Annotated in this window: 12 protein-coding genes and 1 rRNA gene; 6 read left to right on the top strand and 7 right to left on the bottom strand. The window is 69.4% G+C overall.

Going from position 1 to position 14,944, the window contains the following annotated elements; genetic code table 11:
- The first annotated feature begins 8 nt into the window (after nt 1-8).
- Both LRD69_RS03320 and LRD69_RS03315 read left to right on the top strand, forming a co-directional pair.
- Nucleotides 9-446 carry a DUF742 domain-containing protein gene (locus LRD69_RS03320; protein ID WP_277325041.1) on the top strand — a complete coding sequence of 146 codons (438 nt, stop codon included), beginning with the start codon at nt 9-11 and terminating at the stop codon, nt 444-446.
- Nucleotides 427-1,035, top strand: a complete 609-nt coding sequence (locus LRD69_RS03315) for an ATP/GTP-binding protein (protein WP_277325040.1) — start codon at nt 427-429, stop codon at nt 1,033-1,035. The genes LRD69_RS03320 and LRD69_RS03315 overlap by 20 nt, the downstream gene beginning before the upstream one ends.
- Before the next feature lie 89 nt (nt 1,036-1,124).
- On the opposite strand, the gene LRD69_RS03310 is transcribed toward LRD69_RS03315, so the two are convergent.
- The 4 genes from LRD69_RS03310 to LRD69_RS03295 all read right to left on the bottom strand — a co-directional run bounded on the left by LRD69_RS03310 (nt 1,125) and on the right by LRD69_RS03295 (nt 4,122).
- Nucleotides 1,125-2,315 carry a lipid-transfer protein gene (locus tag LRD69_RS03310; RefSeq protein WP_277325039.1) on the bottom strand — a complete coding sequence of 397 codons (1,191 nt, stop codon included), beginning with the start codon at nt 2,313-2,315 and terminating at the stop codon, nt 1,125-1,127.
- Complete coding sequence (locus LRD69_RS03305) at nt 2,312-2,800, bottom strand: zinc ribbon domain-containing protein (RefSeq protein ID WP_277325038.1); 489 nt, start codon at nt 2,798-2,800, stop codon at nt 2,312-2,314. The genes LRD69_RS03310 and LRD69_RS03305 overlap by 4 nt, the downstream gene beginning before the upstream one ends.
- A gap of 49 nt (nt 2,801-2,849) precedes the next feature.
- On the bottom strand, nt 2,850-3,197 hold the full coding sequence (locus LRD69_RS03300; protein ID WP_277325037.1) for a DUF962 domain-containing protein: 348 nt from the start codon (nt 3,195-3,197) through the stop codon (nt 2,850-2,852).
- 118 nt (nt 3,198-3,315) lie between these two features.
- Nucleotides 3,316-4,122 carry a M15 family metallopeptidase gene (locus LRD69_RS03295; protein ID WP_277325036.1) on the bottom strand — a complete coding sequence of 269 codons (807 nt, stop codon included), beginning with the start codon at nt 4,120-4,122 and terminating at the stop codon, nt 3,316-3,318.
- Nucleotides 4,123-4,234: 112 nt separating this feature from the next.
- Here LRD69_RS03295 and LRD69_RS03290 point away from each other — a divergent pair, with 112 nt between their 5' ends.
- Entirely contained in the window at nt 4,235-4,750 is a 516-nt protein-coding gene (locus tag LRD69_RS03290; protein WP_277329608.1) for an NUDIX domain-containing protein, read from the top strand.
- Nucleotides 4,751-4,756: 6 nt separating this feature from the next.
- Here LRD69_RS03290 and LRD69_RS03285 read toward each other — a convergent pair whose 3' ends face one another.
- A complete protein-coding gene (locus LRD69_RS03285; protein WP_277325035.1) occupies nt 4,757-7,108 on the bottom strand; it encodes a glycoside hydrolase family 31 protein in 2,352 nt (783 codons plus the stop codon).
- Nucleotides 7,109-7,328: 220 nt separating this feature from the next.
- On the opposite strand from LRD69_RS03285, the gene LRD69_RS03280 reads away from it, so the two are divergent.
- Both LRD69_RS03280 and LRD69_RS03275 read left to right on the top strand, forming a co-directional pair.
- On the top strand, nt 7,329-9,308 hold the full coding sequence (locus LRD69_RS03280) for an acetoacetate--CoA ligase (protein ID WP_277325034.1): 1,980 nt from the start codon (nt 7,329-7,331) through the stop codon (nt 9,306-9,308).
- Between the two features lie 67 nt (nt 9,309-9,375).
- Entirely contained in the window at nt 9,376-10,302 is a 927-nt protein-coding gene (locus LRD69_RS03275) for a hypothetical protein (RefSeq protein ID WP_277325033.1), read from the top strand.
- 60 nt (nt 10,303-10,362) lie between these two features.
- Here LRD69_RS03275 and ptsP read toward each other — a convergent pair whose 3' ends face one another.
- Nucleotides 10,363-12,033, bottom strand: a complete 1,671-nt coding sequence (gene ptsP / locus LRD69_RS03270; protein WP_277325032.1) for a phosphoenolpyruvate--protein phosphotransferase — start codon at nt 12,031-12,033, stop codon at nt 10,363-10,365.
- Between the two features lie 74 nt (nt 12,034-12,107).
- Nucleotides 12,108-12,557: a PTS glucose transporter subunit IIA gene (locus LRD69_RS03265; protein ID WP_277325031.1), complete on the bottom strand. Its 450-nt coding sequence runs from the start codon at nt 12,555-12,557 to the stop codon at nt 12,108-12,110.
- Between the two features lie 678 nt (nt 12,558-13,235).
- On the opposite strand from LRD69_RS03265, the gene LRD69_RS03260 reads away from it, so the two are divergent.
- Nucleotides 13,236-14,761: ribosomal RNA gene (locus LRD69_RS03260) — 16S ribosomal RNA — on the top strand.
- Nucleotides 14,762-14,944: the final 183 nt, after the last annotated feature.

Genomic DNA, 14,944 nt, shown 5'->3' with positions numbered 1-14,944 from the left:
TGGATGGCATGAGCGCTGACTCCTCCTGGGGAACGCCCCCCGGAACCCCGGCCGCTCCCACCGACCCGCAGTCGTCGCGCTGGTACGACGCCGAGGCGGGGCCGGTGGTCCGTCCGTACGCGATGACCCGGGGCCGTACCAGCAGCGCGTCCCGCCATCGGCTCGACCTGATCGCCCTCGTCGTCACGGAGTCCGCGGCCGACGATCCCGGTCTGAGCCAGACGCTCTCGCCCGAGCACGTGGAGATCGTCGAACTCTGCAGTGACATGCCTCAGTCGATCGCCGAGCTGGCGTCCGGTCTGGACCTCCCCGTCGGGGTGGTCCGGGTGCTGGTCGGCGATCTCGTCGAGGACGAGCTGGTGCACGTGACCCGTCCCGTTCCGCCGGCCGAGCTGCCGGACGTGAACATTCTTCGAGAGGTGATCAATGGCCTTCGGGCGCTCTAGCAGCAGCAAGCGGCCCGTGGTGGAACCGGTCGCCCTGAAGATTCTGGTGGCGGGCGGTTTCGGCGCGGGCAAGACGACGCTGGTCGGCGCGGTCAGCGAGATCAGACCGCTGCGTACGGAGGAGCGGCTGAGCGAGGCGGGCCGTCCCGTGGACGACACGGCCGGAGTCGAGGCCAAGAACACCACCACCGTGGCCATGGACTTCGGGCGGATCACGCTCCGCGAGGATCTGGTGCTGTACCTGTTCGGCACACCTGGGCAGGACCGGTTCTGGTTCCTCTGGGACGAACTGGCCCAGGGTGCCCTCGGGGCCGTCGTGCTCGCTGACACCCGCCGTCTGGAGGACTCCTTCGCGGCCGTGGACTACTTCGAGCGGCGCGAGATCCCGTTCACCGTCGCGGTCAACTGCTTCGAGGGCGCGGACCGCTTCCCGGCCGAGACGGTCCGGGCGGCTCTGGACCTCGACCCCGAGGTGGCGCTGCTGATGTGCGATGCACGCGACCGGCACTCCGTACGGGACGTCCTGGTCGCGGTCGTCGAACACGCGATGGCCCGGGCGGACCGCCTTCGTGAGCCGGCGGCCACCTGAGTACGGAGCATCGTCGAGCGCCATGAGGACCGGCCCGGTCCGCCGCGTGCGGACCGGGCCCCCTCGCGGTCCATGCCCACCGGCGTATCTCAGCGGACCGCGACCACCGCCGAACCGTGCCCGAACAGACCCTGGTTCGCGGTGATCCCCGCGCGCGCCCCGGGTACCTGCCGCTCCGCCGCGGCGCCGCGCAGCTGCCAGGTCAGCTCGCAGACCTGGGCGATGGCCTGCGCAGGCACGGCCTCCCCGAAGGAGGCGAGCCCTCCGCTCGGGTTGACCGGGATGCGTCCGCCGAGCGCCGTGGTCCCTTCGCGTACGAGCTTGGCCCCCTCGCCCGGCGCGCACAGGCCGATGTCCTCGTACCAGTCCAGTTCCAGTGCGGTGGAGAGGTCGTACACCTCGGCGAGCGAGAGCTCGTCGGGTCCGATGCCCGCCTCCTCGTACGCCGCCCGGGCGATCGACGCGCGGAAGGTCTCCGGAGCGGGCTCCACGGCGACCGCCGAATCGGTCGCGATGTCCGGAAGGTCGAGTACCGCCTTCGGGTAGGTGGGTGTCACGGTGGAGACGGCGCGGACACGGACCGGATCGGCGTGCCCGTGGCGGCGTGCGAACTCCATGCTGGACAGGACGACCGCCGCCGCGCCGTCGGACGTCGCGCAGATGTCGAGCAGGCGCAGCGGATCGGCGACCACGGCGGACGCGGCCACCTGCTCGGCCGTCACCGGCGCGCGGTAGCGCGCATGGCGGTTCAACGCGCCGGCTGCCGCGTTCTTCACCTTGACCAGGGCGAAGTCGTCCGGAGTGTCCCCGTACAGGGCCATCCGGCGGCGCGCGTACAGCGCGAAGTACGCAGGGTTGGTCGCCCCGAGCACCCGGAAGCGCAGCCAGTCGGGATCGTCGGGCCGGTCGCCGCCCGCCGGGGCGAAGAACCCCTTGGGCGCCGCATCCGCACCGACCACGAGCACCACGTCGGCCATGCCCGCCAGGATCTGCGCCCTGGCGGTATTGACGGCCTGGGCGCCGGACGCGCACGCCGCGTATACGCTGGCGACGCGGGCGCCCTGCCAGCCCAGCGCCTGGGCGAACGTCGCACCGGCCACATACCCCGGATAGCCGCCGCGCACGGTGTCCGCACCGACCACCGACTGCACGTCCTGCCAGCCGATCCCCGCATCGCTGAGCGCGGCCCGGGCCGCGACCGTGCCGTACTCGACGAAACTGCGCCCCCACTTGCCCCACGGATGCATCCCGGCCCCGAGGACGGCCACATCCGCGGTCATGCGGCACCGTCCGCGGCCGCGCCCGGGGCGGTGGGCACGGGACGCCAGTGCCAGGTGGTCCACGCGGCGTCCCCACCCGCCGGCGCGTCCCCGCCCAGGACGCCCGGAACGACCTCGACGGTCATTCCGACCGCCAGATCCGCGATGCCCACCCCCGGCGCCGCCTGCCCGAGTACCACCATGCGCTCGGCCGCGAGCTCGACGGCGACCAGGGTGTACGGCTCCCAGGGCGTGTCCGGGTCGGAGAGGTACGGGGCGGGGGGCCGGTAGCGGCCGTCGGTGTACGACCAGACGGTGCCGCGCCGCGAGAGCGGTACCTCGACCAGCTCACCGCCCGCGCAGCCGGGATTGCGGCAGAACGCGTCCTGGCGCGGGAAGAAGACCGACGAGCAGGCCGAACAGCGTGTGCCCAGCAGCCGGAAGTCCTCGTCGGCGGTGTCCTCGGTGAACCATCCGGCCACCACGGGTGTGCGCGTGCGCGACAAAGTCCCTCCCCGGCACTGGATCTGACGGAACGTCAGAAGTGTGCCACGGTCAGCCGTTGTCGGCGAGCCACTTGGCCGCGGTCTCCGCGAGCTCCCGGTCTCGTCCGGCCAGCATCATCCGGATCATCTGCACATCGCCGCGCAGTGACCACGCGGGATGTCCGAAGGTGGCCGGATTGTTCTTCTCGATCAGGAAATGTGCCGGCCAGGCCGTGCCGTACCCGATCAGGGGGAGCGCGGCAGCGTACCGCTTGCGGCCCCTGGCCAGGCCGTAGGCGGTGACCGCGAGACCGGTCAGGGTCCCCGTCAGATGGACCCAGCGGGTGGCGGCCTTGGAGTGCATCGCCACGTAGTAGGGCCAGAACTCTTCGTACGAATCGAACGTCTGCTGTGACATACGGGCACCGTAACGGCTGGCACGGCAACGGGATACGGCCGGTCCGGTTCCGAGAAGCAGGACGGGCGGCCGGGAACCTCGGGACGGTCCCGGCCGCCCTTGCGTGCTGGGCGCGGCCTCAGTGGCCCGCGACGGACCTCGTGGCCACCGGGAAGTCGAAGTAGGTGTCCGGGAACAGCTCGGGCTTGAAGGTGTAGTGCCACCATTCCTCGGCCAGATTCACGAACCCGGCGTCGGTGAGCGTCTTCTTCAGGAACTGCCGGTTGGCTCGCTGTACGCCCTGGATCCGCGGGTCATCGGTGTGCGACAGCGTGTCGAAGCAGTCGAAGCCCGTGCCCATGTCGACCGAATTGTCGGGGAAGCGGTCGGCCTTCGGCGCGTAGCAGGGCACCAGTGTCTCGCCCGGCCGGTACGGCCGGGTCGGCAGGGCGGGCAGCCTGACCAGGGTCAGGTCCACCGTGCTGCCACGGCTGTGCCCGGACTTCTCCGCGATGTAACCGTCCGCGAACAGCCGCGTCTTGTCGACCAGGGGGTAGAACTCGCCCTTCATGGCCTGGGCGTCGAGATCCTTCGCCCATCGCACGAAGTGGTCGACGGCCCGCTGCGGGCGGTAGCAGTCGTACACCTTCAGCGAGTACCCCTGGTGCAGCAGCTGTGTCTGCGCCCGGTGCAGGGCCTGGGCCGCGGGCCGGGTCAGGATGCAGACCGGCTGACGGTATCCGTCGACCGGCTCGCCCATGAAATTGTGACCGGTGGGGTAGCGCATCTCCTGGATGATCGTGGGGTCGACCGAGCGCAGCGCGACGAACTCCGCGGGGGCCTTCGGCTCGGCCTTGGCCTGCGCGGGAGGGGTGGCGACGGTGACGGCGAGGAGGGCGGCGGCAGCGGCTGCCAGGACGCGGACAGCGGAAACAATAGATGTCATGAGCGCATCATTCACTAGACGCGGAGGTGCCTGCAGGACGATCGGATACAGTCCGCGCGTGTCCGCGTCCGAGAAGACCGAGCGGGAGAAGGCGGAGAAGGTGGAGCGACCGATGAAGGACTCCTACTGCAGCAGCTGCGGAGCGCCGTACCCGTCGCCCGGATCCACCGGAACCTGGCCCCGCACCTGCACCGCCTGCGGCGCCACCGCCTACCGCAACCCGCTCCCCGTCGCCGTCGCCCTGCTCCCCGTCACCGACCGGGACGGCACCGCACTCGTCGTCATCACCCGCACCATCGAGCCCCGGCGCGGCGGCCTCGCCCTGCCCGGCGGCTTCATCGACCACACCGAGGACTGGCGGCACGCGGTCGTACGGGAACTGCGCGAGGAGACCGGCATCGAGGCCGACCAGCGGGACGTCCGCCTCGCCGACGCCCTCAGCTCCCCCGACGGTCACCTGCTCCTCTTCGGCCTGCTCCCGCCACGCCCGGCCGCCGAACTCCCGCCGTCCGCCCCCACCGACGAGACCGCCGGCCACAGCCTGCTCCGCGCCCCCGCCGAACTGGCCTTCCCACTGCACACCCTGGCCGCTCGCGCCTGGTTCGAAGGCCGCTACGACCACCGCTGACGCGCCTCACACCCCTCGCACCCGCACCGGGTGCACGACCTCACCCCCGGCCCCCTCGAACTCCACCACGACCCTCCCGTCCACCAGCCGCGTCGTGTACCGCTCGGCCTCAGGCAGCTTCCAGCCGTCACCCCCGTCAGGGACCACCACACCACCTCCGGTACGCCCCGCGGGCGGGGCCCACACCTCCAGTTCCAGCCCCCCGTCCGCACCCCGCACCGGAATCACCGCACCCGCCCGGACCAGCACCGGCACCCGTGACAGCGGTGCATCGACCAGCACCTGTCCCGGCCCCTCGTACGCCTCACCGGTCGCCGTGTCGTACCACCGGCCCCGCGGCAACCGCACCGCACGGCGGTCCGTCCCCCGCTCCAGCACCGGCGCCACCAGCAACGCGTCCCCCAGCAGGAACGCGTCCTCGCACTCCCGCAGCGCCCGGTCCCCAGGCTCCCCCCACCACAGCGGCCGCACATACGGCGCACCCGTCAGCCGGGCCAGCTGCGCGAGCGTCACGAAGTACGGGTGCAGCCGCTCCCGCTCCACCAGCGCCGCCCGCGCGTGCTCCAGCACCTCGGGACCGAACTCCCAGGGCTCCCGCCGCCCCGCGTCCCTCGCCGCGTGCGTACGGAACAACGGCAGCCAGGCACCCAGCTGGAACCACCGCAGATACAGCTCCGGGGACGGCGACCCGCCGAATCCGCCCACATCGGGACCCGAATACGGCACCCCGCACAGGCCGAGACCGAGCACCAGCGACAGCGAGGCCCGCAACCCCGGCCAGCCCGTCGTCACATCGCCGGACCAGGTGCCCCCGTACCGCTGCATCCCCGCCCAGCCTGAGCGCGAGAACAGGAACGGCCGCTCGTCCGGACGCAGCCGGCGCAGCCCCTCGTACCCGGCCCGGGCCATCGCCAGCCCGTACACATTGTGGGCCTCCCGGTGATCGCCCCCGCGGCCCTCCAGCACGTGCCGGGCCGAACGCGGCAACGTCGGCTCGCCGAACGCCGTGAACGACACCGGCTCGTTCATGTCGTGCCACACCCCGGAGAACCCCTGCGTCAGACGCTCCTCGTACAGACCGCTCCACCACCGCCGGACCTGCGGATCGGTGAAGTCCGGATACACACACTCACCGGGCCAGACCTCCCCGCGCACCATCCGCCCCCGCGCGTCCCGGACGAACGCCCCGGCCCCGCCGACCGCCGTACCGGTATCGAACACCGGGTATCCCGGCTCCGCCTTCACCGCCGGGTCGATGATCGACACCAGCCGCACCCCCTTCTCCCGCAACTCCTCCGCCAGCTGCGGCAGATCCGGGAACCGGTCACGGTCCACGGTGAACACCCTGTGTCCGTCGTAGTGATCGATGTCCAGGTGCAGTACGGACAGCGGCAGACCCCGCTCCCGGTACCCGGCGACGATCCGCCGCACCTCCCGCGCACTGCCGAACCCCCATCGGGCGTGCTGGGGACCCAGCGCCCAGGACGGCGGCAGCGCCGGCGCACCCGTCAGCGCCGTCCAGCCCTGCAGCACCCGGGCCGGTGTCCCCGCCACCACCCAGCAGCGCAGCGGCCCCCCGTCCATCCGCACCTCGCACATCCCCGGACGGTCGTGGCCGGACCCCGCGCCCTCCTCACCCTCGCGCAGCCTCACCCGCCCCGCCCAGGAGTTGTCGTGGAACGCCAGATGCGTCCCCGCGTCCGAGACCACCACCTGCACCGGCATCGTCAGATACAGCGGATCGTCACCCGGCCCGAAGCGCCCGCCCGGATCGGTGTTCCACAGTTCGTACGCTCCGTCGCGCAGCCGCGGCCCCGCCGCGCGGCCGCCCAGCCCGAAGAACCGGGCATCCGCCGGCACCTCGGACCGCTGCACCCACCGGGCGGGACCACCCGCCAACGGCTCCCACCAGCGCGGCGGCAGTTCCCGCCGGAGCATCACCCCACCCGGTGTACGCAGCTCCACCGCCCCGTGCCGCGACACCACCACGGTCAGCCGCTCCGAGACCACCTGCCAGCCGCCGTCCTTGTCCGGCTCCAGCACGGCCCGTGGATCCGGCTCCGGCGCCGGACCGGGCAGCGCGTACGACGGCAGCGGCTCCGCCCCGTCCCACGCCCAGAACACGGCGCCTCCGGACGCGACCCGGATGCGCAACTCCGAACGGGCGAACCTCACCACACCGCCACCGGGCCCGGGCTCCGCCCCCACGAGCAGACCCGGCACCCTGGCCCGCTCCGCACCACGGGCCGGCAGCGACCGCGCATCCGCACGCTGCCGCCGCCAGGCGGAGCGCACCGTGCGCAGCCCCTGCACCGAACCGACCATCTTCACCGAGCGCACCAGGTCACGACCGTTCATGCAGCTCACCCTGCCAGCTGACGGGGCGGCAGCGGGCTTCGTTCAACTTCCGTTCACCCGTGGCCGGACCACATAGCCGGGCAAGCAACCATGGGTGGGGAACCCTGGTGCGGAAGACGATCACATGGCATCGTCCGTGACAGCCGCCTCACGCGCACATCCCCGCCCGTGCGCGCGACACACGCAGACCCGCGTACCCGTACCGTCAGGGAGCCGACCCATGACCTCAGCAGCAGCGAACGAAGCCCCCCTCTGGCAGCCCGACCCCGAGCGCATCGCCGCCGCAGCGGTCACCCGCTTCCAGAGCTGGGCGGCCGAGCGATACGGAGCACCCGCCGAGGGCGGCTATCCGGCGCTGCACCGCTGGTCCGTCGACGAGCTGGACACCTTCTGGCGGGCCGTCGCCGACTGGTTCGACGTGCGGTTCTCCACCCCGTCCGAGACCGCCATCGGCGACCGCACCATGCCGGGCGCCCAATGGTTCCCCGGCGCCACCCTCAACTACGCCGAACACGCCCTGCGCGCCGGGGAGGACCCCCTGCACGCCGGCGCCCCGGCCCTCCTCCACGTCGACGAGACCCATGCGCAGGCCGCCGTCAGCTGGTCCGAGCTCCGCCGCCAGGTCGGTTCACTCGCCGCCGAACTCCGTGCCCTCGGGGTCCGCCCCGGCGACCGCGTCAGCGGTTACCTCCCCAACATCCCGCAGTCGGTCGTCGCGCTCCTCGCCACCGCGGCCGTCGGCGGCGTCTGGACCTCCTGCGCCCCCGACTTCGGCGCCCGCAGCGTCCTCGACCGCTTCCAGCAGGTCGAGCCCGTCGTCCTCTTCACCGTCGACGGCTACCGCTACGGCGGCAAGGAACACGACCGCACGGAGACGGTCGCCGAACTCCGCCGCGAACTCCCCACGTTGCGTGCCGTCGTTCACATTCCGCTGCTCGGCACCCCCGCCCCCGAAGGCACCCTCGCATGGTCCGCCCTCACCTCCGCGGACACCGAACCCGTCTTCGAGCAGGTCCCCTTCGACCACCCGCTGTGGGTGCTGTACTCCTCCGGTACCACCGGACTCCCCAAGGCGATCGTCCAGTCGCAGGGCGGCATCCTCCTCGAACACCTCAAACAGCTCGGTCTGCACTGCGACCTCGGCCCTGCCGACCGCTTCTTCTGGTACACCTCCACCGGCTGGATGATGTGGAACTTCCTCGTCTCCGGCCTGCTCACCGGCACCACGGTCGTGCTGTACGACGGAAGCCCCGGCTACCCCGACGTCAGCGCCCAGTGGCGGGTCGCCGAACAGACCGGCGCCACCCTCTACGGCACCTCCGCCGCGTACGTCATGGCGTGCCGCAAGGCCGGGATCCACCCGGGCCGCGACTTCGACCTCTCCCGCATCCAGTGCGTGGCCACCACCGGTTCCCCGCTTCCGCCCGACGGCTTCCGCTGGCTCCACGACGAAGTCGCCGAGGACCTCTGGATCGCCTCCGTCAGCGGCGGCACGGACGTCTGCAGCTGCTTCGCCGGAGCCGTCCCCACCCTCCCCGTCCACATCGGCGAACTCCAGGCCCCGTGCCTCGGTACGGACCTCCAGTCCTGGGACCCCGCAGGCAAGCCGCTCATCGGCGAGGTCGGAGAACTCGTCGTCACCAACCCGCTGCCCTCCATGCCGATCCACTTCTGGAACGACCCCGACGGCAGCCGCTACCGCGACAGCTACTTCGAGATGTACCCGGGTGTCTGGCGCCACGGCGACTGGATCACCCTCACCGACCGCGGCTCGGTGATCATCCACGGCCGCTCGGACTCCACGCTCAACCGCCAGGGCGTACGGATGGGCTCCGCCGACATCTACGAAGCCGTCGAACGCCTCCCCGAGATCCGTGAATCGCTGGTCATCGGCCTCGAAGAGCCCGACGGCGGCTACTGGATGCCGCTCTTCGTCCACCTCGCCGACGGCGCCGCCCTCGACGACGACCTGCGCGACCGCATCAAGCAGACCATCCGCGCGAACCTGTCGCCGCGCCATGTCCCGGACGAGATCATCGAGGTGCCCGGCATCCCGCACACCCTCACCGGCAAGCGCATCGAGGTTCCGGTCAAGCGCCTCCTCCAAGGCACGGAGCTGGCCAAGGCGGTCAACCCCGGCTCGATCGACAACCTCGAACTGCTCCACTTCTACGAGGATCTGGCGCGCACACGCCGCTGACGGACGCCACTGTCAGTGCCCGCGATTACTCTGAGTGAGCAATGTTCGACCGCGCACCGGGGGAGTCATGGCGCACACCAGGAACACCCACACCGCAAGGAAGACCGGCCACCGGCGGGCCGGCACATCGATGCGACGCATGCTGCGCCGCGAAGCACCCAGCACCATCGGCCTCCTGGCCGACGCGCAGGACTTCGCGGCCATGCGGCGCTACCGCACCTTCACGTTCGACGACCACACCGTCTATCTGCAGCAGGTCGAGGGCCTGCTCAAAACGCTCGCGGCCCAGGGCATGCACACCACCGTGGCCCTCTTCGACCCCGAGGAGTACGCGGAGTTCTGTGCCGAAACCGGCCTCGCCCCGGACGCCACGACCAGCCGCAGCCGCTTCACCGCGGAAGTCGCCGCGACCGGAGCGACCGTCGCGTACGCCGGACAACCCCTCGACACCCTGATCCCGCTCCTTGTCGGCCGAGCGGCCCGGCAGGCCACGTGGGAGCACGCCACGACGTTCCTGGCCGACCTCGGTGACTGCGCCGACTGCGGCCAGGACATCGGCCGTGCCGCTTTCGACCGGGCCTCCCACCTCCTGATGTGCACGCTGGAGACAGCAGGCCCCGGCATGCACCATCTGGTCTGCAGCACCCCCGCGGAGAACGAGCAGCTCCTTGCCGTCCTCCACACCGAACGGGACATCACGGGCCCGGCCCGATTCGAAACAGCAGAAGGGACGGAGTTCGTCACCGTCCTCGCCGTCGGCGTCGCCCTCGAGAGCCCGGGCGGACTCGTACTCCGTACGAGCAATCCCGGGATGCCCGACCGGGTCCACGGCTGGCGCCTGACCCGAGGCAGTCTCGTACCGCTCACCGCCGGTGAGGTCTTCAGCGCCTACTGCACCGACGCGGACACCGGTGATCCGGTCTCGCCGGAGTCCGGCGTGGAGTACTGCGCGGGCTTCGACATCGGCGCGGACCAGCCGGAGGAACACCACTGACACGTCGAAGGGGCTCCCCGCCGTGTCCGGCGGGAAGCCCCTTCATAACGGCTTCGCGGGCTACTCGCCCGACAGCACTGCCTGAGCCGCGAGCCGCGCCTCGTCGGCCGAGTCCGCCGCACGCGCGGCGGCAGCAGCGCGCTCGCACTGCGCGAGCGTGTGCTTCGCCAGCGTGGCGCGGACATAAGGAAGGGACGCGGCACCCATCGACAGAGAGGTGACACCGAGCCCGGTCAGCACACAGGCGAGCAGGGGATCGGCGGCAGCCTCACCGCAGACACCGCAGCTCTTGCCCTCGGCCTTGGCGGCATCGGCCGACAGGGCCACCAGATCGAGGAGCGCGGGCTGCCACGGATCCTGCAGCCGGGACACCGCACCCACCTGACGGTCGGCGGCAAAGGTGTACTGCGCCAGGTCATTGGTGCCCAGCGACAGGAACTCGACCTCCTGCAGGATCGAGCGGGCCCGAAGAGCAGCGGACGGAATCTCCACCATCGCGCCGAACTTCGCCTGCAGCCCGGCCGCCCGGCACGCGTCGGCGAACGCCTTCGCATCCGTGCGGTCCGCCACCATCGGCGCCATGACCTCGAGATGGACCGGCAGCCCCTCGACCGCCTTCGCCAGCGCGGTCAGCTGGGTCCGCAGCACCTCGGGGTGGTCCAGCAGGGTACGGAGCCCCCGCACCCCCAACGCCGGATTCGGCTCGTCCGCAGGGGTCAGGAAGTCGAGCGGCTTGTCCGCACCGGCGTCGAGCACCCGCACCACGACGCGCCCCTCGGGGAACGCCTCCAGCACCGCCCGGTACGCCGCGACCTGCTTCTCCTCGGACGGCGCCTGCTTGCTGTCGTCCAGGAAAAGGAACTCCGTGCGGAACAGGCCCACGCCCTCGGCGCCGGCCTCGACCGCCGCCGGCACATCGCCGGGTCCGCCCACATTGGCGAGCAGCGGCACCTTGTGACCGTCGGACGTTGCGCCGGGACCGGTCGAAGCGGACAGTGCAGCCTTGCGGGCCACCGCGGCGCTCTCCAACTCCGCGCGCTTGGCTTCGCTCGGCTCGACGAAGATCTCGCCGGTGCTGCCGTCCACGGCGATGACCGTGCCCTCCGCCAGCTCACCGGCACCGGGCAGGGCAACCACGGCCGGCACACCGAGCGCCCGCGCCAGAATCGCACTGTGACTGGTCGGACCGCCCTCTTCGGTGACGAACCCGAGCACCAGCGTGGGGTCGAGCAGCGCCGTGTCGGCGGGGGCGAGGTCCCGCGCGATCAGGACGTACGGCTCGTCGCTGTCCGGCACGCCCGGCATCGGCACACCCAGCAGCCGCGCGACGATCCGGTTGCGCACGTCGTCGAGGTCCGCGACCCGCCCCGCCAGGTACTCCCCGGCACCCGCCAGCAGAGCCCGGTAGGCGGCAAGCGCGTCGTACACAGCGCGCTCGGCGCTGCTCCCGACAGCGATACGCCGATCCACGTCGGCCATGAGCTCGGGGTCCTGGGCCATCATGGCCTGCGCCTCGAGTACCGCCTGTGCCTCGCCGCCGGCCAGATTGCCTCGCGCGATCAGGTCGGCCGCAACAGCGTCCACCGCCTGGCGAGCACGCCCCTGCTCGCGCTCCGCCTCCTCCGCGGGGATCTGTTTGGCAGGCGGCTCGAGCACAGCCGTACCCATGTGCCGAACCTCGCCGATCGCCACACCGTGGCTCACGCCGACGCCTCGCAGCGTTGTCTCCATTTCACCGTCTCTGTTTGTGCGGTGGCCCGTGCCACCGCGGTGGATGTACAGCCGGCGTCACTGCGCCGAACGCGTCACTGCCAGCCGAACAGCGTGTCGCCGACCTTGACATCGCCGTCCTCGCGGAGGTCGGAGAGGGAGTCGGGGGTGGCCTCCAGCGCCACGATCGGGCAGATCGGGGACTTGCCGGCGGCCTCGACGGCGGCCGGGTTCCACCGGACGATGTTCTGGCCACGCGTCACCGTGTCACCCTTGTTGACGAGCAGTTCGAAGCCCTCGCCATTGAGCTGGACCGTGTCGATACCCAGGTGCACCAGTACCCCGTGCCCGTCCGCGTCCACGACGACGAAGGCGTGCGGGTGAAGGGAGACCACGATCCCGTCCACCGGTGAGACGGCCTCCGACGGCTCCCGCACGGGGTCGATGGCCGTTCCGGGACCGACCATCGCGCCGGAGAAGACCGGGTCGGGTACGGCAGCGAGTCCGATGGCGCGTCCGTCGAGCGGGGACGTCACAGTGGTCATGGGGAGCCTCCCAGGGTGGAGCTTCAATTGGGGCCGCCGCGGCTTGCAAGGGGACGGCGTACTGCTGAGCAGCGTAAGTCATAAGAAGTCCCGGTTCCGCCCGAGTCCAGCGGGTTCGCAGACCTAGGGGAGCACCGCAAACGATTTGCCTCGACTCCCAGCGGCCTGTAGTGTCGTGCTCCTGCCTGGCCCCAGTGCGACGTTGAGTCGGGGGTCGGCGGCGACTATTCAGTCCAAACCCTAACCTCAATACGGCTTCTGCATGCCTGCAGGGCTGGTCAAGGGAAACGGAATTGGCCTGATAGAGTCGGTCTCGCCGGAAAGGGAAACGCGAAAGCGGAAACCTGGAAAGCGAATCCCGTTTCGACCGGGAATCGGACACGAAAGAGTCTGATAGAGTCGGAAACGCAAGACCGAAGGGAAAAGCCCGGAGGAAAGCCCGTGAGGGTGAGTACGAAGGAAGCGTCCGTTCCTTGAGAACTCAACAGCGTGCCAAAAGTCAACGCCAGATATGTTGATACCCCGGCCTGTTTCGGCAGGTTGGTGGTTCCTTTGAAAGTCCTGCCGGGCCTTGTGTTCCGGTGGGCAATTTTACACAGCGAGGACGCTGTGGACGACCGGTCCTATTCCGACCGGTTGTTCCGCTCTCGTGTGTGTCGTCCCGATTACGGGAAAACATTCACGGAGAGTTTGATCCTGGCTCAGGACGAACGCTGGCGGCGTGCTTAACACATGCAAGTCGAACGATGAAGCCCTTCGGGGTGGATTAGTGGCGAACGGGTGAGTAACACGTGGGCAATCTGCCCTTCACTCTGGGACAAGCCCTGGAAACGGGGTCTAATACCGGATAACACTCTGTCCCGCATGGGACGGGGTTGAAAGCTCCGGCGGTGAAGGATGAGCCCGCGGCCTATCAGCTTGTTGGTGGGGTGATGGCCTACCAAGGCGACGACGGGTAGCCGGCCTGAGAGGGCGACCGGCCACACTGGGACTGAGACACGGCCCAGACTCCTACGGGAGGCAGCAGTGGGGAATATTGCACAATGGGCGAAAGCCTGATGCAGCGACGCCGCGTGAGGGATGACGGCCTTCGGGTTGTAAACCTCTTTCAGCAGGGAAGAAGCGAGAGTGACGGTACCTGCAGAAGAAGCGCCGGCTAACTACGTGCCAGCAGCCGCGGTAATACGTAGGGCGCAAGCGTTGTCCGGAATTATTGGGCGTAAAGAGCTCGTAGGCGGCTTGTTGCGTCGGTTGTGAAAGCCCGGGGCTTAACCCCGGGTCTGCAGTCGATACGGGCAGGCTAGAGTGTGGTAGGGGAGATCGGAATTCCTGGTGTAGCGGTGAAATGCGCAGATATCAGGAGGAACACCGGTGGCGAAGGCGGATCTCTGGGCCATTACTGACGCTGAGGAGCGAAAGCGTGGGGAGCGAACAGGATTAGATACCCTGGTAGTCCACGCCGTAAACGTTGGGAACTAGGTGTTGGCGACATTCCACGTCGTCGGTGCCGCAGCTAACGCATTAAGTTCCCCGCCTGGGGAGTACGGCCGCAAGGCTAAAACTCAAAGGAATTGACGGGGGCCCGCACAAGCAGCGGAGCATGTGGCTTAATTCGACGCAACGCGAAGAACCTTACCAAGGCTTGACATATACCGGAAAGCATCAGAGATGGTGCCCCCCTTGTGGTCGGTATACAGGTGGTGCATGGCTGTCGTCAGCTCGTGTCGTGAGATGTTGGGTTAAGTCCCGCAACGAGCGCAACCCTTGTTCTGTGTTGCCAGCATGCCCTTCGGGGTGATGGGGACTCACAGGAGACTGCCGGGGTCAACTCGGAGGAAGGTGGGGACGACGTCAAGTCATCATGCCCCTTATGTCTTGGGCTGCACACGTGCTACAATGGCCGGTACAATGAGCTGCGATGCCGCGAGGCGGAGCGAATCTCAAAAAGCCGGTCTCAGTTCGGATTGGGGTCTGCAACTCGACCCCATGAAGTCGGAGTTGCTAGTAATCGCAGATCAGCATTGCTGCGGTGAATACGTTCCCGGGCCTTGTACACACCGCCCGTCACGTCACGAAAGTCGGTAACACCCGAAGCCGGTGGCCCAACCCCTTGTGGGAGGGAGCTGTCGAAGGTGGGACTGGCGATTGGGACGAAGTCGTAACAAGGTAGCCGTACCGGAAGGTGCGGCTGGATCACCTCCTTTCTAAGGAGCACTTCTTACCGAGCTTGCTTGGTCAGAGGCCACTACGTCGGCAAATGTTCGACGGTGGTTGCTCATGGGTGGAACGTTGACTATTCGGCACGGTTCTTCGGGATCACTAGTACTGCTTCGGCGTGGAACGTGAATCGTGAGGGGTCGTGTCGGGCACGTTGTTGGGTGTCTGAG

Source organism: Streptomyces sp. JH14 (assembly GCF_029428675.1).
GTDB lineage: Bacteria > Actinomycetota > Actinomycetes > Streptomycetales > Streptomycetaceae > Streptomyces.
Note: the sequence above shows the minus strand (reverse complement) of the source record. Positions and strands in the feature narration are given on the sequence as shown.

Bases quoted from the DNA above. Each gene is read 5' to 3' on its own strand.
- LRD69_RS03320 (WP_277325041.1), top strand. From the start codon at position 9: ATGAGCGCTGACTCCTCCTGGGGAACGCCCCCCGGAACCCCGGCCGCT.
- LRD69_RS03315 (WP_277325040.1), top strand. From the start codon at position 427: ATGGCCTTCGGGCGCTCTAGCAGCAGCAAGCGGCCCGTGGTGGAACCG.
- LRD69_RS03310 (WP_277325039.1), bottom strand. From the start codon at position 2,315: ATGACCGCGGATGTGGCCGTCCTCGGGGCCGGGATGCATCCGTGGGGC.
- LRD69_RS03300 (WP_277325037.1), bottom strand. From the start codon at position 3,197: ATGTCACAGCAGACGTTCGATTCGTACGAAGAGTTCTGGCCCTACTAC.
- LRD69_RS03295 (WP_277325036.1), bottom strand. From the start codon at position 4,122: ATGACATCTATTGTTTCCGCTGTCCGCGTCCTGGCAGCCGCTGCCGCC.
- LRD69_RS03290 (WP_277329608.1), top strand. From the start codon at position 4,235: ATGAAGGACTCCTACTGCAGCAGCTGCGGAGCGCCGTACCCGTCGCCC.
- LRD69_RS03285 (WP_277325035.1), bottom strand. From the start codon at position 7,108: ATGAACGGTCGTGACCTGGTGCGCTCGGTGAAGATGGTCGGTTCGGTG.
- LRD69_RS03280 (WP_277325034.1), top strand. From the start codon at position 7,329: ATGACCTCAGCAGCAGCGAACGAAGCCCCCCTCTGGCAGCCCGACCCC.
- LRD69_RS03275 (WP_277325033.1), top strand. From the start codon at position 9,376: ATGGCGCACACCAGGAACACCCACACCGCAAGGAAGACCGGCCACCGG.
- ptsP (WP_277325032.1), bottom strand. From the start codon at position 12,033: ATGGAGACAACGCTGCGAGGCGTCGGCGTGAGCCACGGTGTGGCGATC.
- LRD69_RS03265 (WP_277325031.1), bottom strand. From the start codon at position 12,557: ATGACCACTGTGACGTCCCCGCTCGACGGACGCGCCATCGGACTCGCT.